Annotated in this window: 21 protein-coding genes; 13 read left to right on the top strand and 8 right to left on the bottom strand. The window is 71.0% G+C overall.

Going from position 1 to position 17,060, the window contains the following annotated elements:
* Window positions 1–14: 14 nt before the first annotated feature.
* The 6 genes from ACFPIJ_RS34790 (at window position 15) to ACFPIJ_RS34765 (ending at window position 4,008) form a co-directional block, all read left to right on the top strand.
* Window positions 15–566, top strand: coding sequence for an FxsA family protein (locus tag ACFPIJ_RS34790; protein WP_380121591.1), 552 nt, complete (start codon window positions 15–17; stop codon window positions 564–566).
* Window positions 563–1,177, top strand: coding sequence for a nucleoside/nucleotide kinase family protein (locus ACFPIJ_RS34785; RefSeq protein ID WP_380121590.1), 615 nt, complete (start codon window positions 563–565; stop codon window positions 1,175–1,177). Before ACFPIJ_RS34790 ends, ACFPIJ_RS34785 begins: the two co-directional genes overlap by 4 nt.
* Complete coding sequence (locus tag ACFPIJ_RS34780; RefSeq protein ID WP_380121588.1) at window positions 1,174–2,262, top strand: DUF4037 domain-containing protein; 1,089 nt, start codon at window positions 1,174–1,176, stop codon at window positions 2,260–2,262. The genes ACFPIJ_RS34785 and ACFPIJ_RS34780 overlap by 4 nt, the downstream gene beginning before the upstream one ends.
* Window positions 2,263–2,281: 19 nt before the next feature.
* Window positions 2,282–2,827 carry a hypothetical protein gene (locus ACFPIJ_RS34775; protein ID WP_380121586.1) on the top strand — a complete coding sequence of 182 codons (546 nt, stop codon included), beginning with the start codon at window positions 2,282–2,284 and terminating at the stop codon, window positions 2,825–2,827.
* Between the two features lie 10 nt (window positions 2,828–2,837).
* Complete coding sequence (locus ACFPIJ_RS34770) at window positions 2,838–3,302, top strand: GNAT family N-acetyltransferase (RefSeq protein WP_380121584.1); 465 nt, start codon at window positions 2,838–2,840, stop codon at window positions 3,300–3,302.
* 235 nt (window positions 3,303–3,537) lie between these two features.
* On the top strand, window positions 3,538–4,008 hold the full coding sequence (locus ACFPIJ_RS34765; RefSeq protein WP_380121582.1) for a hypothetical protein: 471 nt from the start codon (window positions 3,538–3,540) through the stop codon (window positions 4,006–4,008).
* Between the two features lie 131 nt (window positions 4,009–4,139).
* Here ACFPIJ_RS34765 and ACFPIJ_RS34760 read toward each other — a convergent pair whose 3' ends face one another.
* Window positions 4,140–5,444 carry an MFS transporter gene (locus ACFPIJ_RS34760; protein ID WP_380121580.1) on the bottom strand — a complete coding sequence of 435 codons (1,305 nt, stop codon included), beginning with the start codon at window positions 5,442–5,444 and terminating at the stop codon, window positions 4,140–4,142.
* Window positions 5,445–5,500: 56 nt separating this feature from the next.
* Here ACFPIJ_RS34760 and ACFPIJ_RS34755 point away from each other — a divergent pair, with 56 nt between their 5' ends.
* Window positions 5,501–5,884: an STAS domain-containing protein gene (locus ACFPIJ_RS34755; protein WP_380121578.1), complete on the top strand. Its 384-nt coding sequence runs from the start codon at window positions 5,501–5,503 to the stop codon at window positions 5,882–5,884.
* On the opposite strand, the gene ACFPIJ_RS34750 is transcribed toward ACFPIJ_RS34755, so the two are convergent.
* The 4 genes from ACFPIJ_RS34750 to ACFPIJ_RS34735 form a co-directional block, all read right to left on the bottom strand.
* On the bottom strand, window positions 5,811–6,791 hold the full coding sequence (locus tag ACFPIJ_RS34750; protein ID WP_380122073.1) for a pentapeptide repeat-containing protein: 981 nt from the start codon (window positions 6,789–6,791) through the stop codon (window positions 5,811–5,813). The two genes, ACFPIJ_RS34755 and ACFPIJ_RS34750, sit on opposite strands and share 74 nt — an antisense overlap.
* Before the next feature lie 88 nt (window positions 6,792–6,879).
* Entirely contained in the window at window positions 6,880–7,224 is a 345-nt protein-coding gene (locus ACFPIJ_RS34745) for an RNA polymerase-binding protein RbpA (protein ID WP_380121576.1), read from the bottom strand.
* Window positions 7,225–7,393: 169 nt separating this feature from the next.
* A complete protein-coding gene (locus ACFPIJ_RS34740; RefSeq protein WP_380121574.1) occupies window positions 7,394–8,821 on the bottom strand; it encodes a serine/threonine protein kinase in 1,428 nt (475 codons plus the stop codon).
* A 1,088-nt stretch (window positions 8,822–9,909) separates the two neighbouring features.
* Window positions 9,910–10,692: a class I SAM-dependent methyltransferase gene (locus ACFPIJ_RS34735; RefSeq protein WP_380122071.1), complete on the bottom strand. Its 783-nt coding sequence runs from the start codon at window positions 10,690–10,692 to the stop codon at window positions 9,910–9,912.
* A 661-nt stretch (window positions 10,693–11,353) separates the two neighbouring features.
* Here ACFPIJ_RS34735 and ACFPIJ_RS34730 point away from each other — a divergent pair.
* From ACFPIJ_RS34730 to ACFPIJ_RS34720, 3 genes are all read left to right on the top strand, one after another.
* Window positions 11,354–12,292, top strand: a complete 939-nt coding sequence (locus tag ACFPIJ_RS34730; RefSeq protein ID WP_380121572.1) for an alpha/beta fold hydrolase — start codon at window positions 11,354–11,356, stop codon at window positions 12,290–12,292.
* A 306-nt stretch (window positions 12,293–12,598) separates the two neighbouring features.
* The gene (locus ACFPIJ_RS34725) at window positions 12,599–13,171 is read left to right on the top strand and encodes an AAA family ATPase (protein WP_380121570.1); all 573 of its coding nucleotides are present in this window, start codon (window positions 12,599–12,601) and stop codon (window positions 13,169–13,171) included.
* 459 nt (window positions 13,172–13,630) lie between these two features.
* Window positions 13,631–14,089: a hypothetical protein gene (locus ACFPIJ_RS34720; protein ID WP_380121568.1), complete on the top strand. Its 459-nt coding sequence runs from the start codon at window positions 13,631–13,633 to the stop codon at window positions 14,087–14,089.
* Between the two features lie 96 nt (window positions 14,090–14,185).
* Here ACFPIJ_RS34720 and ACFPIJ_RS34715 read toward each other — a convergent pair whose 3' ends face one another.
* Complete coding sequence (locus tag ACFPIJ_RS34715; protein WP_380121566.1) at window positions 14,186–14,584, bottom strand: hypothetical protein; 399 nt, start codon at window positions 14,582–14,584, stop codon at window positions 14,186–14,188.
* An 11-nt stretch (window positions 14,585–14,595) separates the two neighbouring features.
* Window positions 14,596–14,892, bottom strand: coding sequence for an NUDIX hydrolase (locus ACFPIJ_RS34710; RefSeq protein ID WP_380121565.1), 297 nt, complete (start codon window positions 14,890–14,892; stop codon window positions 14,596–14,598).
* A 154-nt stretch (window positions 14,893–15,046) separates the two neighbouring features.
* On the opposite strand from ACFPIJ_RS34710, the gene ACFPIJ_RS34705 reads away from it, so the two are divergent.
* From ACFPIJ_RS34705 to ACFPIJ_RS34695, 3 genes are read left to right on the top strand one after another with little or no spacing between them, the layout of a single operon-like run.
* Window positions 15,047–15,373: a PadR family transcriptional regulator gene (locus ACFPIJ_RS34705; RefSeq protein WP_380121563.1), complete on the top strand. Its 327-nt coding sequence runs from the start codon at window positions 15,047–15,049 to the stop codon at window positions 15,371–15,373.
* On the top strand, window positions 15,370–15,726 hold the full coding sequence (locus ACFPIJ_RS34700; protein ID WP_380121560.1) for a DUF1048 domain-containing protein: 357 nt from the start codon (window positions 15,370–15,372) through the stop codon (window positions 15,724–15,726). The genes ACFPIJ_RS34705 and ACFPIJ_RS34700 overlap by 4 nt, the downstream gene beginning before the upstream one ends.
* A 1-nt stretch (window position 15,727) precedes the next feature.
* Window positions 15,728–16,054, top strand: coding sequence for a DUF1048 domain-containing protein (locus ACFPIJ_RS34695; RefSeq protein WP_380121557.1), 327 nt, complete (start codon window positions 15,728–15,730; stop codon window positions 16,052–16,054).
* 28 nt (window positions 16,055–16,082) lie between these two features.
* Here ACFPIJ_RS34695 and ACFPIJ_RS34690 read toward each other — a convergent pair whose 3' ends face one another.
* On the bottom strand, window positions 16,083–17,042 hold the full coding sequence (locus ACFPIJ_RS34690) for a helix-turn-helix transcriptional regulator (RefSeq protein WP_380121555.1): 960 nt from the start codon (window positions 17,040–17,042) through the stop codon (window positions 16,083–16,085).
* Window positions 17,043–17,060 lie beyond the last annotated feature (18 nt).

Genomic DNA, 17,060 nt, shown 5'->3' with positions numbered 1-17,060 from the left:
GGAAAGAAGACGTCATGCGGACCCTGGGATTCGCCGCCGCCGGCGCGCTGTTCCTGGTGATCGTCGAGATCACCGTGTTCGTGCTGGTCGCGCACGCGATCGGCTGGTGGTGGGCGGTCCTGGCCGGGCTCGCCACCACGATCCTCGGTGGGGTCCTCGCCAAACGTGAGGGGGTCCGGGCGTGGCAGCGGCTGCGGGCCGCGGTCAGCGAGGGCCGCCCGCCCGGCGGTGAGGCCGGGACCGGCGTCGCCGGGCTCGCCGGGGCGCTGCTGCTGCTCGCGCCCGGGTTCGTCACCGACGCCGCCGGGCTGCTGCTGCTCATCCCGCCGGTGCGGGCGTTCGCGGGGCGGCAGGTCCGCCGGGCCACCGAGGCGCGGATCTCCGCCGCCGCGGCCGGGGACCTGTTCGGCCCCAGGGTCGTCAAAGCAACCCGCGCCGAGCCGCGCACCGACCCGCGCGCTGACCCGGGTGCGGTCCCGCACCAGCCCGGCAGCGGCGAGGTCCTGCAGGGCGAGGTCATCGAAGGCGACGTGATCGACCCGCAGCACCGCCACCACAACGCGTGAAGGCCCGCCCCGTCACCGTCGGCGGGCTCGCCGCCGACATCGCCGCCCGGGTCGGGAAGGCCCACGCGACCCGCGTCGCGGTCGACGGCGCACCCACCGCCGGCGGTGACGTCCTCGCCGCGCGGGTCGTCGAGCAGCTCCGCGCCGACGGCGGGCACGCCGTGCACATCCCCGCCGGTGGGTTCCTGCGGCAGGCGTCGCTGCGGCTGGAGCGTGGCCGCACCAACCCCGACGCCTACTACGAGGACTGGCTGGACCTGCGCGCGATCACCCGCGAGGTCCTCGGCCCGGCGGCGGCCGGCGGCACCGGACGGGTCCTGCCGTCGCTGTGGGACCCCGTCACCGACCGCGCCACCCGCGCCGCCTACCTGGACCTGCCGGCCGGTGCCGTCGTCGTCGTGTCCGGCACGATGCTGCTCGGCGCCGGTCTCGACTTCGACGTCACCGTCCACCTCACGCAGACCCCGGCGGCCCTCGCCCGCCGCACCCCGCCCGAAATGCAGTGGACGCTGCCGGCGTTCCAGCGGTACGACGATGAGGTGCTGCCCCAGGACATCGCCGACGTCGTCGTGCGCGCCGACGACCCCCGCCACCCCGCGATCGTGCTGTGACCCCGCCAGTGACGCCGCCATTGACGCCGCCGGTGCCGCCGGTGTTCCTGCCGGGGCTGGAGTTGTGCGGGGTGTTCTACCGCGACGCGGTCCGGCCGCTGCTGGACGACGCGTATCCGGGGCTGCCGCACGCCGCCGCCCGTATCGGCGCCGGGTCGGAGGTCCTCGGCTACGACAGCGTCCGCTCCACCGACCACGACTGGGGGCCGCGGCTCACCCTGTTCCTCGACCCCGCCGATCACGCCCGGCACGCCGCCGGGATCGACGCGGTGCTGCGGGCGCGGCTGCCGAAACACGTCCTGGGCTGGCCGACGCACTTCACGCCCGAGGACGCGCGGGTCCGGGTGATGACCGCGACCGACGGGCCGGTCGCGCACCGCGTCGACGTCACCACCGTCGCCGGCTGGACCGCCGGGCAGTTCGGGGCGCCGTTCACCGGGTCGCTGCTGGACTGGCTCGCCACGCCGACGCAGACGTTCGCGGAGACGGTCGGCGGCGCCGTCTACCACGACGACACCGGCGAGCTGACGGCGTTGCGGGCGGCGGTCGCCTGGTACCCGCACGACGTGTGGCGGTATGTGCTGGCCGCGCAGTGGACGCAGATCGCGCAGGAGGAGGCGTTCCCCGGCCGGGCGGTAGAGGCAGGTGACGCGCTCGGCGGGCGGGTCGTGGCGGCGCGGCTGGCCCGGCACGTGATGCGGCTGCGGCTGCTGCAGCAGCGGCGGTGGCCGCCATACAGCAAATGGCTCGGCACCGCGTTCGCCGCGCTGCCGGGGCTGCTGGACCCCGACGACCTGTGCAGCGCCTACGAGGACGCGGGACGCCGGCAGAACCTGCTCGGGCTGTCCGCGGCCGTGGACGCGACCCGCCGGCCGTACTTCGACCGGCCCTACCCGGTGATCGACGCCGGGCGGTTCGCCGCCGCGCTGACCGCCGCGATCACCGACCCGGCCGTCGCGGCGCTGCCCCCCGTCGGCGGGATCGACCAGTACGTCGACAGCACCGACCTGCTCGTCCGCGCCGACCTGCGCCGGGCCGTCGCCGCCGCGGTCTTGCAGCCGGTCCTGGGGCGGGTTGACCTTTGACGGGCTACCGTCGCAAGGTGTGAAGACGTTCTGGGTGGACCGTGACCGGGACCGGTACCTCAGCGCCGTCCAGCGCCACGCGGCGGAATTCGCCGAGACCGTCGGCGACATCGCCCCCGTGGGGTTCGCGTGCGTCGCCTGGGCCGCCGCGACCCCGCCGCTGCTGGACCCCGGCTACGTGCGCTGGCACCGGCGGGTGCTGACCGCGGTGTGCCAGCGCAACCCGTTCGACGGTGGCCTCACCGCCCGGGTGGAGCTGGTGTCGCCGCTGCCGGCGCCGCTGACCGCGTCCCGCACCTGGTGGCGGGACCGTGGCTGGCGCGGCTGGCCGGAACTGTTCGGGCAGTTCGTCCAGCCGACCGAGCAGGACCTCAGCCGGCACCCGCACCTGCGGGGCACGCTGCTGCTGGAGACGCCGCTGCCCCTGGACGGGCTGCCGACCCCGACCGAGGACCGGCACGTCGACGCCGCCGCCGAACGCGCCGTCACCGTCCTCGTCCGGCACCTCGACGACGTCGTCCGGCCGGTCCTGGAGCAGCTGGACACCGACCACGCCGCCCGGTGAGCCACCGCCAGTGCGCACCCGGCCCCTCACCTGCGACGAATGGCAGCTGAAACGGTATCTGCGGCTCGCCGCGCTGCTGGACAGCCCGGCCGCGTTCGCCAGCAGCCACGCCCGTGAGACCGGCCGGTCCGAGGCCGAGTGGCGGGACTGGCCCCGGCACGGCACCTGTTTCGCCGCGTTCGACGGCGCCGAACCCGTCGGGATCGCCGGCACCTGGGTCACCCCCGCGGACCCCGACGTCACCCACCTGATCAGCATGTGGGTCAGCCCCGCCGCCCGCGGCCGCGGCGCCGGCGGGCGGCTCGTCGCCGCCGTCACCGGCTGGGCCCGGCGCCGGCACACGAGCCGGGTCGAGCTCGAGGTCGCCGCCGGCAACGACGCGGCGCTGCGGACCTACACCCGGGCCGGGTTCACGGCCGCTCGGCGGGCGCCGTTCACGACCGGCGGGACCGTCCTGGAACTGCACCTCGCGTAGGTCCCACGCCGGTCTCGCACCGGTTCTCGCACCGGTTCTCGCACCGGTTCTCGCACCGGTTCTCACACCGGTTCTCACACCGGGCGTTCCGTGTTCAACGAGCTGACCTGAAAGCGGTCGCCGGCTGTCCTAAAGTCGTCCAGCCTTTGGCTGAAAGGATGACGCGTTTTGCGAGAAATGCCGCTTTCCGCTACATAGTGTAATCGCGTCATCACGACACGAGGGGGAGTCAAAGATGCGTAACACACAACGGTTCCTGACCCTGGCGGGCATGACGCTCGCCGCCGGCGCGATTCTCGGCATGGGCGCCACCGCCGCGTCGGCCGCGCCGTCCGCTGACAGCGGCAGCAGCACCGTCCAGGCCCCGCCGCCCGGCGGCGGTGGCGGCGGTGGCGGTGGCGGTGGCCAGCCCGGTGGCGGCGGCGGTCAGCCTGGCGGTGGCCCCGCCTGGCCGGGTGGCATGGGCAACAACAACAACGGTGGCGGCCGCTGGCACGGCAACTTCGACGGCCACCGCCGCAACAACCAGTGGGTCCAGTCCTGGGTGGTGGACACCTTCCGCAACAAGAAGGCGTGCAACTTCGCCGGCTGGATCGGCGAGCAGCGCAACTGGTGGGACGACTCGGACTGCTACCGCATCGGCAGCCGCAACCACGTCCGGTACGTCCTCGTCGCGCACGAGTACGGCGGCCGCCGCCACCGCTAGAACCCATCGCATCGCACACGGCGGGCGGCACCTTCACCGGTGCCGCCCGCCGGCGTTTGTCCGCTTCCGCCGGGGCCGTCTGCTTCCGGCGTTTCGTTTGCTTCCGGCGTTTCGTTCGCTTCCGGAGGCGGTCAGTGCGGCCGGCGGCGCAGCAGCACCGCGCCGAGCGCGGCGGCGAGCAGGTGACTCGCGGACAACACCCCGACCAGGACCGCCGGCGGGGCGGCGGCCAGGAACGTGAACGTCGCCGCGCCGACCGCCGCCGCGGTCAACTTGATCCCCGCGCCGAGGGTGAACACCTGCGTGCGGGTCCCCGGCGGCGCCTCCTGCGAACGGACCAGCAGCACCGAGGACAGCAACGGGCCGTCCAGGACCCCGGCCACCGCGAACACCCCGACCAGCACCGGCCACGACACGCCGCCGAGGACCGCACCGGCCAGCCCGGCGAACGCGGCACCCACCCCCAGCAGGCACGCCACCACGACCAGCTGCGGCGCCGGCCGCACCGGGAACCGCGCGACGAGCAGCGACCCGCACAACGCGCCCACGCCCAGCGCCGTCACCAGCAGGCCACCACCGGCCGGGTGGCCGGCCGCGACGCCGAGGACGACAGCGACCGGGGTGATCATGCCGGCGCCGTACGAGGCCAGGGCCGTCGCCGCGGTCACCGCCAGCAGCGGGCGGCTCCGCACGATCGCGGCGAGCCCGTCCCGGACCCCGGCCCGCGCCCCACCCGTCCCGCCGTCCCGTGGTGAAGGCCCGCTGTCCCGCGCCGCCTCGCCGGAGCGGGTTCCCGCGCCGTGCTGGGCTGCCGCGCCGTGCTGTGGCACGGCGCTGGTCCTGGCCGCCGCAGCGGTTTCCGGCGCTGCGGCGGTTTCCGGCTCCAGGTCAGGGGCGTCGGCGACGGTGAGCAGCGCAGCCGCCGCGAGCAGGCACGCACCGCACAGGACCAGCGCCGCGACCGGCACCCCGAACGCCGCCACCAGCAGCGCCCCAGCCGCCGGACCCGCAATCTCGGCCACGTTGTACGTCGCCGCGTCCAGCCCCCGCGCCCGGGGGCGGCGCGGTGGCGGTACCACATCATCCAGCAGACTCGACAGACCGCCGAAGATCATCGGGCCGCAGGTGCCGGCCACCAACGCCAACGCGACGACCACCGGCAGCGGCGCAACCCCCGCCAGCAGCAGCACCCCACCGAGCGCGACCCCGAACAGCGCCGCGAACCCCGCGTGGACCAGCCGCGGCCGGCGGGCCCGGTCGGTGACCAGACCGACGAACGGCCCGGCGAGCACGTGCGGGACCAGCAACGCGGCCAGGACCGTCGCGCCCTGCGCCGGGTCGCCGGTGTGCCGCACCGCGGCGAGCAGCAGCACCACCGCGGCGGCCGCCTCCGCGGTCCGGGCCAGGGTCGCGGCCGTGAGGAGACGGGCGAGCATCGCAGCAACGTACCCGCCGTCCTGCAGACCGCGGCGAACCGGTGCAGGATCGAATGATGAATGTTGCAGTGACGGACTGTGCCGACGGTGTCGTGCTCGTGGCGGTGCGCGGCGCCCTCGACATCGACTCGGCCCCGCAGTTACGTGAGGCGATGCACGGTGCGCTGGACCGCGGGCGTTCCCGGATCGTGGTGGACCTCGGCGACGTCGACTTCTGCGACTCGGTCGGGTTGGGGACGTTCGCGTACAGCCACAACCGGTGCGTCGCCGACGGCGGTTACCTACGGCTCGTGGCGCCGTCGCCGTCCCTGGCCCGGCTGCTGGACACGGTCGGGCTCACCGGCCGGATCCCGGTCCACGCCACGGTCAGCGACGCCCTGACCGGCGCCCCGCCCGCCCCTCGTCCCCGCGACCCGTTCGAGGACGCCCCACCGTCTTAGGCTGCGTTCCCGCTGCCCAGTGCGTCGGATGGCGGAACCCGACCGGCAGGCGGGTCGTCGCGTCACCACGGGCGGCGTCCAGCTGCGACTGGATCAGGAACAGCACGCCGCGCAGGTCCGCGCCCCGCAGATCGGCGCCGCGCAGGTCCGCGCCGGTGACGTCCGCGCCCGTCAGATCCGCACCCCGCAGGTCGGCGCCGAGGGCCGACGCGCCTCGCAGGTCCGCACCGCGGAGATCGACCCGCCGCAGGTCCTTGCCGACGACGCTGCGGCTCTGGAACGGCGGCCGCTTCCCCCGCACCCCGGCCCTCGCCAGCTCGCTGGCCTGCCGCAGCAACGGCACCACCGACACCCGATGCGCGTCGACGTCGACCCCGGCGAGTTCCCCGGCGGGCAGGTCGCTGAGCCGTCGCGTCTCGGCGGCGGCCGCGTCGAGGCGGTCGTGCAGCGGCCCGGCAGCCGGCAGGTCACGGGCCTGCGTCAGGTACCAGAGCAGCTCGTGCAGGTGACGCATCACCGCGAATACGGCGAACATCAGCGGCGCCTGCCCCGGTGCCTGCCGCCAGTCCCGGCCCGCGAACGTCACCTGGGCCACCTTCTGCCCGGCGCCGAAACAGTCGTAGACGGTGCACCCGACGAACCCGCGCTGCCGCAACTGGGTGTGGATACCGCACCCGAACCCGCTGCCGCTGCCGGCCTGGGTGCCGGCCGGAATGCTGGTCGGAGTGCTGGTCGGGGTGGCGGTCGGGGTGGTCGTCGGGGTGGTGCCGAGGTTCGGGCAGGCGTGCCCGGCGGGCTTGTCGATGGCGAAGTCCGCGGACCTCGCGAACGCCGGCGCGACGCAGCACAACCCGAAGCAGCTGCCGCAGTCGGCGCGAAGACCGGCCCTCGGGTCGGCCGGCTCCAGGGTCGGGGGGTCGGCACGCAGAGCGCCCCGACGGTCATCGACCGTCGGGGCGTCCTTGCCGTCCTGTGTGCTTATGCGGTGGTCCCGCTCACGCCGTGCGGCCGCGACGGTGGCGGACCTCTTCGAGGCGCTCGTTGAGGATGTCCTCGAGCTCCGCGATCGAGCGCCGCTCCAGCAGCATGTCCCAGTGGGTGCGCGGCGGCTTCGCCTTCTTCGCCTCCGGCTCGTTGCCGTCGACCAGCCGGGCGACGCTGCCGTCGAACTTGCACTCCCAGGTCATGGGGACCTCGGCGTCGACGGCGAACGGCACCTCGAACTGGTGCCCCTTGGCGCACAGGTATTCTCGGGTCTGACGCGGGGCCAGCTCGGTGTTGCGGTCGGACTCGTAGCTGACGGCTCCGAGACGGCTGCCGCGCAGCATGCGCTCGCCCATGGTCGGTCTTCCCCTTCGAATCGTGTTGCGCTTCGTTGTAACCAACGACACCACGTGGTCTGACGATTCCCACTGCGGGCGGGCAGATTACACGACCTTCCGGGTCCTGCGGTAGTCCAGTCGCCGGGTCGGTACGGTTATTTTACGTTGGGTTTCAATGATCGACCAGTTAGGCAGCGCCGTGGCGCGTCTCACCACCCGGAGTTTCGGCAGGTAACACACCCGGTTGACGGGAACCGGTCAGTTGCGCCAGCGCCCCGCTCAGCGTCGTGAGCTGCTGTTGCAGCTGCGCCTGCGCCGTCACCTCCCGCTCCACCGCCCGCGCCAACTGGGTGCGCAGATCCTCCGCCCGGTCCCGGGCCCGCTCAAGTTCACCCTCCAGCCGGCGGACATCACCCTGCAGCCGGGTGTTGTCCTCGTGCAGCCGCTCCGCGGTCGCCTGAGACTGCTCGAGGCGCCGCCGCAGCCGGGTCGCCTCGTCCGCCCGCCCGGCCAGGTCCCGTTCGACGTTCTGCCGTTCCCGCACCGCGGTGTCGGCGGCGGCCCGGGCGGTGTCGCGTTCCCGGTACGCCTCCGCCCGCAGCGCCGCCTCCGTCGCCGCCTCCCGCCGGGCCGTGTCCCGTTCGACGGTCGCGACCGCGAGGGCGGCGTCGGCGTCGCGGGCGGCACCCTGCGCCGCGTCGACCCGCAGCGTCGCGTCGCGTTGCGCCTCGGCGACCGCCTGGGCGGCGGTGTGGTGCGCCTCGGCGACCTGGACCGCGGCCTCTTCCGTCGCCTGCCGGACGCTGTGCCGTGCCTGCTCGGCGGCGTGTTCGGCGGCCTGCCGGGCCGCGTCGGCGGCGGCGTGCGCGGCGCCGGCGTCCTCCCGCGCGGCGGCGGCCTCCTCCCGGGCGACGGCCGTGGCCGCTTCCGCGGCGCGGGTCGCGGCCTCGGCGGCCTTCGCGGTCGCCTGAGCGTGCTGGACGGCAGCGCGGGCGTCGTCGCGTTCGGCGTGCGCGGTCAGGACCCCGGCCGCTGCCTCGGCCCTGGCGTGCGCGATCTGCCGTTCGACGCCGGCGGGGGACAGCTCCGCGTGCAGCGCCTCGACGAGCGTGTCCACGACCTGGTCGAGCCGCTCGGCGACCTCGAACGCCCGGGCCACCTGCCCGCTCAGCCCGGGGGAGGCCCGGTGCCGCAGCCGGGCGTTGCGGGCGGCCCGCTGGCAGTCACCATCGTTGTCGCGGCAGTACCGGAACGGCCGCCCGGCGGCGTTGCGCTGCGGCACCGGCCGGCCGCAGTGCGCACACGGCCGCTCGTCACCGTCCTGGTCCACGGCCGGGTCGGTGGACCAGCTCTCAGCCGGGCCGCTCCGGGGTCGGTCCTGAGCCCGTTCCTGAGTCAGGTCCCGGGCTCGCTCCTGGAGCCGTTGCTGGGGTCGTGCCTCGGGCCGTTCCTGGGGCTGCGTCTGGGGTCGTTCCGAGGCTCGGTCCTGCACCCGGTTCCCGGTCCGGCTGCCGGCCGGGTCCTGGGCCCGGTCCTGATCGACGGCGTCGATCCGCGCGTCGACCCGCATCCCGCGCGCCGGCGTCGCCGGGCCGCGTTCCTTCTTCTCTGCCACGCCCGTGAGCGTAGGCACCCGCGGGCTTTCCAGCCGCACGACACGCCACATTACCGTATTGCGATTACCGATAATCCAATAAATACCCTCGGAAGGCGTACACCATAATCACTGTTATGCGCGCGAACGCCGGATCTCTGGAGCGCCGACCGGGCACGGAGCGGTGATCACGGCGACCGACGGCCCAGCTGTCGTCTGCCAGCGTGTCTGAGGCATCTCACCGTTTCTGCCATTTATGTCCCGTGCCATCGAAGGTGCTCCGGGACGCGGGATGCTGCCGGAGTGACGCTCGTTGATGAGCCGGCTGTCTCGGTAGCGGCGGTTGACCGGTCGGCGTTCGCCGTCGAGTTCGTGGGCGAGGACGGTGAGTCTCGCCATGGACGTTTGGGCTCGTGCTGGCATGTGCCGTTCGAACACGCGTCGTGATCGACGTTCGTCCTGATGATCGGATCGAGCAGGCCGACGCGGAGGCGTTCGACGCGACGGCACGGGCCTGCGCCGAGGTGGGCTGGCTGTTTCCCGGGTGGGGACACCGGATCCGGTGTTGGCGGCGAATCTGCGCTGGCTGGCGCGGTATCGCCACCCCCATTGTGGTGTTCGGCGTGACGTCGTCGCGTCCCTGGTTGGCGTGGCCGTTGTCGCTGCTGCAGGCCGCGCCCGACTTCGAGGTGCTTGACCGCCGGCGCCAGAGAGCGGTGCCGGCGGTGGCGTCGTTGGAAGGGCTGCCGGAATCGGTGCTGGTGCGGGCCTTGTGGTGGGAGCCACACATCCTGGAGGTGCTGCACGGGGTTCGTCCCGACGCTGGACCTGGGACGGGGCCGCGTCCGCAGTACGACCCGGCCCGGCATTCGTTGGCCAGTCGGGAGCAGACCAAGGCCGCAGAGTTGGTCGCCGAGGGGTATGCGGTGACCGTTGCCACGGTCAAGCGCCAGCCTCCGGGAGGGCCCTCCGTGACGAGAGCGCCTCGCACAGAATCTCGGACGCCCCGTGCGGCCGACCTGCACGGGGCGCCATTGCTGCCCTTTAATCAGTTCCCCAGCGGGGACACGTGCGCTCTGCTGAAACCAACCGCCACTGGTCGAAGCGATTCACCGGACTCGTTGGGCGATCCTCAGCTCCGTCAGGTAGCGCTTGACAATTTGCCCCCCGTAGTCCACGTCGATCAGCCGCGCGACGGAGTTCAGCAGTGCGCTGCGCTGCACGTCCGGCAAGGCACGGTGTCCGGAGTAGGTCAACAGCAGATCCAGGTAGTCAGCTGTCGAGTACGGCAGCTCCCACTCGTATCGGTAGAACTTCGCAGGCCCGAATCGCCCCGACGAGGTGAGCTCCCGATCGTCTTCGACGATGTCACGAGCGGTCTCAAGACGCAGGCCCGGTGGGGTCGACGGATCGAAGCGCTCGTAGCACTTCTGGATCTCAACGAAGAATGCCTCGGTCCAGGTGCCGCCGGCGATGTGGTGGGTTCCCACGGTGGCCAGCAGGCCACCGAGACGCAAAGCGTCAGCAGACTTCGACACCCGCACCGCGGGGTCGATCCAGTGAAACGCGGTAGCGGAGAACACCACGTCGAACGGTTCACCGGACAAGGGCCACTCCTCGAACGCCGCCGTAACGACCTCCACCGCGTCGAACGCGGCAAGATTTCGCCGAGCCACAGCCGCCATGTCCGCGCCCAACTCGACAGCCACAATGCGGCAGCCCCGCTCGGCCAACGGCACAGTCGCCTGCCCAGTGCCACAGCCGATCTCCAGCACCCTTGCCCCAGGCGCTACCCCGGCCGCAGCGAGATCATCAAACATCTGCACTGGGTACCGGGGGCGGGCACGGTCATACCGTGCAGCGTCCTCATTAAAGGTCTCTCGCAACCTCACGTAGTCATTGCTATCGCTCACCAATAGAGAGTACGAGCGCAGCTCCTACGACAGGCACCCAATTCTCGATGCCAGGCACGGCAGGGTCCAGCCGCTCGCCCGCCTGCCGATCGTTACCGGAAATTCGCAATAACGTGCCCAGATCATGAGCCGCGCCTGGATCGGCCACGAACCGGCACTACGCAGTTCGGGGCAACTTCGATGGCACACATGCCCACCCCAACCAGCATCGTGAAGGGGCTCCAGCATCCACCCGTGCCATTCAATCGTGTCCGCCCAGGCAGCGGACCTGGGCCCCCGAGCACCTTGGGTGGCAAAGAACAGCACCTTGATGGTCGGTGCTTCGGCTCATCTCAGCGGCGCCCACGGCGCCGTTGCCGCCGGCCGGACTGTTGGACGGGTTGCCGGAGGAGATGGTCGAGCAGGCTCGGCGGTGGGAGCGGCACATCGTGGAGGTGCTCACTGGTCTGCCGGCGGGTGCGGAGAAGGGCGCCCGGGGCCGGCCGGAGTTCGATTCGGAGACGCGCACGTTGCGGCAGTGGGAGCTGGCGAAGGTTGCGGAGTTGAACGGCTCAGGTAAGCAGGAACATGCCACCGGCATTCCGCACCCGGGGACGCGAGCCAGATTCGGTATCGAACCGACCCCATTACGCTCACATCCATGACCGCGGCCATGATCGAGTTGGATGACGGTGCACAGCTACGCACATGGACCACAGGCTCGGCGACCCCGCAGACAGTTCCTTTGGTTATGGTGCACGGCGGTCCTGGGGTCCCCGACTATCTAGCCCCGGTCGCCGGCATCATCGACGACCTGTGCCTGGTCCATCGCTACGACCAGCGCGGCACCGGCGGATCCTCCTGGGAGGGGGAGCACACGATCGCCCGCCACGTTCAGGACCTGACGTTGTTGCTCGATGCGTGGGGACACGACCGTGTTGTTCTGGTGGGGCATTCGTTCGGAACCAATATGGCCAGCTACTTCTTGCTGGCCCATCCCGAGCGCGTGGCCGGACTGATTCAGATCGCCGGGCCCTTCCTGGATCCATGGCGGGAAGCCGACCGAGCAGCACAGCGAGCACGACGCACCGACCAGCAACGGGCCAGACTCGATGAACTCGATGCGATCGAATCACGCACCGACGCCGAGGAGATCGAGTACCTCACGCTGTCGTGGTTTACCGACCACGCCGACCGGGCTCGAGCACGGGATTGGGCGCTGGCATCAGCCCGCACGCTGCGGCCCATCAACTACGCGATGAACAGCCAGCTCAACGCCGCGAAGAAAGCCGACCCGCTCGAATCACACGTGGACGAACTTCGCGAGCACCTGCCGCCCGGCACGGTGATCATTGGCGGGGCCGGCGACAGCCGCCCTGCCGATGCCCTGCGACGTCTCGGAACACGCCTCAACTGCGAGGTCATCATCATCCCAAACGCGGGTCACTATCCATGGCTGGAAGCACCAGACCAGTTCACTGCGGCGCTCCGCGCCGCAGTGAAGAGCCAGACCCAAAGGGGGCAGCTGACGGGTCAGCGATCCCCTGAACCGGACGCGGCCGGGCTCAGCGCAAGCAGCCAAGCTGCGGCGCATCGCTGAGCGACCCAGCTATCCCATGGATCACGGTCTGCCTCAACTCCACTGGCAAGAACATCCGCCGGGTTCTGCCAGTCAATCTGAGGCACACCAGCTCAGGAGCATGATCATGCCTCAGCATTGTTGGCAGACGACAGAAGCTGATATCTCCCCGATACAACTGACACGCCGGACCGTCGGTCTGACAAAAGGTCCGATGAACCTGATAAGACGATCGTCGTGGTGAGCTGATGAACGCGGCTCCCAACGTGGTCCGCCTCGCGACTGGAAGAGCTGGTTGGTGGCATTGCGATCGATGGAGGTGACGGGATGGCGCGGCTCATCCATCTGAACGGCCCGCCGGGCATCGGCAAGTCCACCCTGTCGGCGCTCTACGCAGACCGGAATCCCGGCACTTTGAATCTTGACGTCGATGCCCTGCACCGCCTGGTGGGCGGGTGGCAGGACGAGGAGATCGACACGTGGCCGGTCGTGTGGTCCCTGGTCCGGGCCATGGCGAAAACCCATCTGGAGGGCGGGCGCGATGTCGTCCTGCCCCAGTACCACGCCAAGGTCGACGAGGTCGTCGAGCTTGAGAAGCTCGCGCACCAGCACGGGGCGGGCTTCCGGGAAGTCGTCCTGCTCGACGACCGGGAAGCGGCGATCGCGCGGTTCGACCGCCGCGCTCAGGAAAGCGATGACCCGTGGATTCGCCACCACCACCGTCTCATCGAGCTGGGCGGCGGGCATGTCGTGCTCGCAGCCATGTACGACAACCTGATGGAGGTCGTACGTCAGCGCCCAGGGACGGTGGTGGTGCCGAGCGCGGTGGGGGCGGTGCAGGAGACCTACGAGCTGTTGGCGGACGCCTTACGCGAGCCGGTGTCCCCAGAGCCCGGTTGAGCATTCCCAGAGAACTCTTACACCTCGATGCGGACCCACGCGTCGTCGGCACGAAGCCAGAGAACTCCGTCGCGGCCCTGGCCGCATCGCAAGACAACGCGACCAGGTGTCTTCACGACCTGGCGTTCCACCGTGACCCATGTACCGTCGACCAACTCCGCGCGGGTCACCGCAGTCGAGTTCTTGTTGTGAGCTCGCCGGGTCAGGACGGCCCGATGCCCACGCACCGCCAAACCGTCCGGAGACTCGATGTCGTCACCGATGCAGAAGGAGTCCTCGACCGCCCCCTCCGAGGAATACACAAGGCGTTCGGCTCCCACGATCCTTCGCCGCCCTTCCGGGCGCCACCGCTCGCGATGAGGAGCCGGCCGCCCGGCAGGAGCGAGATGTGACTCGGCCCCAGCGGAATCGACGCGATGGTGCGGTGATGGCACCGACCTCGCCGATCGGTTTGTGGGGTTGACGTTGCCGTTCCGATGGAAGGACACTGCGGAGCTCCCCGCGCTCGCGAACTCCTACGGCCTGGACTGCTATGACGCGCAGGCCGATGAGCTGCTGCGGGCCGGGCCCCGGCCGAGCGGGCCGCCCACACACCGCGTCGAGGGCAACACCACTGACGCAGCGTCCTCCGTCGGCGGGTGGGTGCAGGAGGACAACGTTGTCCGGGCGATGGAACTGATCAGCAAGCACATCGGCTACCCGTACGACCATCTCGACGAGGCTGCGCTGACCGGTGCGCTGGACGGGACGAATGACGAGTCGGCCGACGGGTGGTTCCAGTATCCGTTGCAGGGCGTTCCCCCGCTGATGGTGCATTTGGCGCGGTCGCCGGGCGACCTGGTCGTCATCGTTCGCGTGGAGGGGGACATGGACGCCGTGCTGGCGGCTCGAATCGATACGCTGCTGGACATGCTGTAGCTGCTCACGCGGTGAGCGTCGCGTGTCTCGAGGCTGACGGAGATCCGCAGGTTCAAGTGCTGTCAGCGCACCGCGGGCCAGGGCGTGTGAACAGGCTCAGAGCTCGTATGGATACAGATGGACGTCTTTGTGGGGGACGTGGATCTGAATCCAGGTGCCGTCAACGTCTGGGGGAGGGAGTTCGTCGAACTCCAGCAGGATCGACGAGCCGCTGAGATCGAGCACACCGACGCCGTCGGGATCCAGGCGCAGATGTCCGCGCAGAATCACGCAGTGGCCGCCGGCCAGGATGGCGGGCCCGGTCTCGTCTGCGGGCTTCGCGGTCAGACCCCAGGTGATGTCGGTGTCGATCGTCCACTCGACGCGATGCCGGCCGAGCGGCGCATCCGGTGCGCCGCGCCAGGGCACCGCCGTCCGCCCGATCGGGGTGTCGATCCGTGCAATCGGGAAGGGGCTCCAGGACAACTCGCGCATCATCTCGATCTCGACCAGCACCCTGGACCTTCTCAACACTGCGGGTTGTCGGACGACAGTTGGAGCTGGAAGAGCGTCAGCGCCGCCAGCGACGGCGCATCCACGATCTGCTCCGAGCGGATCATCCCGGCGATCTCCTGGTCTGTGAACGCTCGTCGGAACTGCTCGACCAGCCAGAAGCCATCCCGCCAGCGGGGCATGACCAGCGCAAAGTCGGGCTTCTCCACCACGCCGAAGATGCCCGCAGTTCCGTCCGGATGCCGGATCTCGTCCTCCCGGACGACCATCCAGGGGTTCTGATACACCACGCGACTGTTGACCCGTTCCATCGCGTGATCATCTCAGCTGGCGGTCACCAGGCAGATACCCCAGGTCAACGCCGGGTTGGTGCCGCATCTCGGTTGACGGACAGCCGCTATGTAGTGGTACCGTGTAGTGGTACCAAGTGGTACGAGGTACCAGAGGGAGTGGCGGGGAGGTGCGGTGGACGACCTGACGGAAATGCTGAAAGGCACCCTCGAGGGCTGCGTCCTGGAGATCATCGGCGGTGAGGAGACCTACGGGTACGCCATCACCCGCCGGCTGAACGAGCTCGGCTTCACCGAGGTCGTCGAGGGCACCGTGTACACCATCCTGCTGCGGCTGGAGCGCAACGGGCTCGTCCAGGTGACGAAACGACCGTCCGAGGTCGGCCCGCCGCGCAAGTTCTACGCCCTCAACGACGCCGGACGGGCGGAACTCGCCACGTTCTGGGCGAAATGGCAGTACGTCTCATCACGCATCGACAAGCTCAAGGAGGGTGGGAGATGAGCTTCTGGGACACCATCACCGGCAACGATCTCACCAGGCAGTGGCAGGCCTTCGAGACCCGGGCGGCGGCGCTGCCGGCGGACTACCGGGCCGCGTGGGAACAGATCAAGGCCCACACCGCCCCGTACGCGGACTTCACCGGCCGCAACCTGACACCGATCATGGACTCCGCCCTGGCGCTGCTGGAAGAAGGAGCGGCCGACGAGCTGAGCCTGGGCGAGGTGCTCGGCGACGACATCGCGGGCTTCGCCGCGGCGCTGGCCGGCGGCGCGGGCGCCCGCACCTACCGCGACCGGTGGCGGGAACAGCTGAACAGCAACGTCGCACGGAAACTGGCCCGGCTGGGAGGCTGACATGGGAATCCAGGACATCATCGAAGGCAAGAAGCAGTGGCGGGCGCACGTGGCCCGGGTCAAGGCCCTCCCGCCGGACTACCAGATCGTCTACAAGGAGCTGCAGCGGTACCTGTTCAAGGTCGGACCGGTCGACCTGCCCGACGGCGGGCTGCTGCCGGGGATCGTCGACTTCTTCGAGGAGGGCGCCGCGGCCGGCAAGGGGGTGCTCGGGCTCATCGGCACCGACGTCGCCGCCTTCGCCGACGGCCTGATCAAGGACTCACGCACGTACGCCGACATCTACCAGGAGTCCATCAGCGGCAGCCCCGGACCGGACCGCACATAGGGTCAGGCGTCCGGATCCCGGGCCCGGTTCACCCGGCCGCGTTGAGGAACCGCTCACCCCAGTCCCTGAGGTGAGCGACGAACTCCGGCGGTCCGATCACCTCGAACTCCGCGCCGATGTTGCCCAGCGCCTGGGTGGGCCAGTCCAGGCTGGTGGACACCATCGTGAGCCGGCAACGGTCCGGGCCGACCGGCTCGACTGCGCCCCACTGACCGACCAGCGGCCGGACACGTCCGGCGGGCGCGTGGACCAGCACGACCACCGTGTACGCGGCCGGGACCTGCGCTGAGGTGCGCACGAACGCTGCCGCGTCCCCGCCGGGCAGCGGCCGCTGCCGGAACGCGGCGCCGGTGTTGCGCGGCTCGCTCAGCCGGTCGAGCCGGAAACTGCGCCAGTCGTGCCTGGTCAGGTCGTAGGCGACCAGGTACCAGCGGCCGCCGAGAGCGACCAGGCGGTGCGGCTCCACCTCACGTTCGGTCTGCGTGCCGCCGCGGGTGGTGTAGTGGAAGCGCAGCCGTTCGTCGTCCCGGCAGGACCGGGCGATCGCGGTCAGCACCTCCGCCGGGACGACCGGGCCGGTGGACGGCGCGGAGACGGTCATCGCCCGCAGCGCGTTCACCCTGGTCCGCAGGCGCGGCGGGAGGGCCTGCACGACCTTGGTCAGCGCGCGGACCGCCGCCTCCTGCGCACCGGCGATGCCGCTCTGGGTGGCGTCGGCCATGCCGACCGCCAGCGCGACGGCTTCGTCGTCGTCGAGCAGCAACGGCGGGAGCACGGCCCCCGGGGCCAGCTGATAGCCGCCGTCGGTGCCCCGGGACGCCTGCACCGGGTAGCCCAGTTCGCGCAGGCGGTCGACGTCGCGGCGCAGCGTACGTTCGGAAACCCCGAGACGGTCGGCGAGCTGGGCGCCGGGCCAGTGCCGGTGCGTCTGCAGCAACGACAGCAGGGTGAGCGTGCGGGAGCTGGTGTTGGCCACGTCGTCGAGCATCCCGGGACTTCCGGTCAG

This window comes from Dactylosporangium cerinum (assembly GCF_042653625.1).
GTDB lineage: Bacteria > Actinomycetota > Actinomycetes > Mycobacteriales > Micromonosporaceae > Dactylosporangium > Dactylosporangium cerinum.
This window is presented reverse-complemented; position numbering and strand designations above follow the sequence as displayed.

Bases quoted from the DNA above. Each gene is read 5' to 3' on its own strand.
- ACFPIJ_RS34790 (WP_380121591.1), top strand. From the start codon at position 15: ATGCGGACCCTGGGATTCGCCGCCGCCGGCGCGCTGTTCCTGGTGATC.
- ACFPIJ_RS34765 (WP_380121582.1), top strand. From the start codon at position 3,538: ATGCGTAACACACAACGGTTCCTGACCCTGGCGGGCATGACGCTCGCC.
- ACFPIJ_RS34760 (WP_380121580.1), bottom strand. From the start codon at position 5,444: ATGCTCGCCCGTCTCCTCACGGCCGCGACCCTGGCCCGGACCGCGGAG.
- ACFPIJ_RS34755 (WP_380121578.1), top strand. From the start codon at position 5,501: ATGAATGTTGCAGTGACGGACTGTGCCGACGGTGTCGTGCTCGTGGCG.
- ACFPIJ_RS34745 (WP_380121576.1), bottom strand. From the start codon at position 7,224: ATGGGCGAGCGCATGCTGCGCGGCAGCCGTCTCGGAGCCGTCAGCTAC.
- ACFPIJ_RS34730 (WP_380121572.1), top strand. From the start codon at position 11,354: ATGACCGCGGCCATGATCGAGTTGGATGACGGTGCACAGCTACGCACA.
- ACFPIJ_RS34725 (WP_380121570.1), top strand. From the start codon at position 12,599: ATGGCGCGGCTCATCCATCTGAACGGCCCGCCGGGCATCGGCAAGTCC.
- ACFPIJ_RS34710 (WP_380121565.1), bottom strand. From the start codon at position 14,892: ATGGAACGGGTCAACAGTCGCGTGGTGTATCAGAACCCCTGGATGGTC.
- ACFPIJ_RS34700 (WP_380121560.1), top strand. From the start codon at position 15,370: ATGAGCTTCTGGGACACCATCACCGGCAACGATCTCACCAGGCAGTGG.
- ACFPIJ_RS34695 (WP_380121557.1), top strand. From the start codon at position 15,728: ATGGGAATCCAGGACATCATCGAAGGCAAGAAGCAGTGGCGGGCGCAC.
- ACFPIJ_RS34690 (WP_380121555.1), bottom strand. From the start codon at position 17,042: ATGCTCGACGACGTGGCCAACACCAGCTCCCGCACGCTCACCCTGCTG.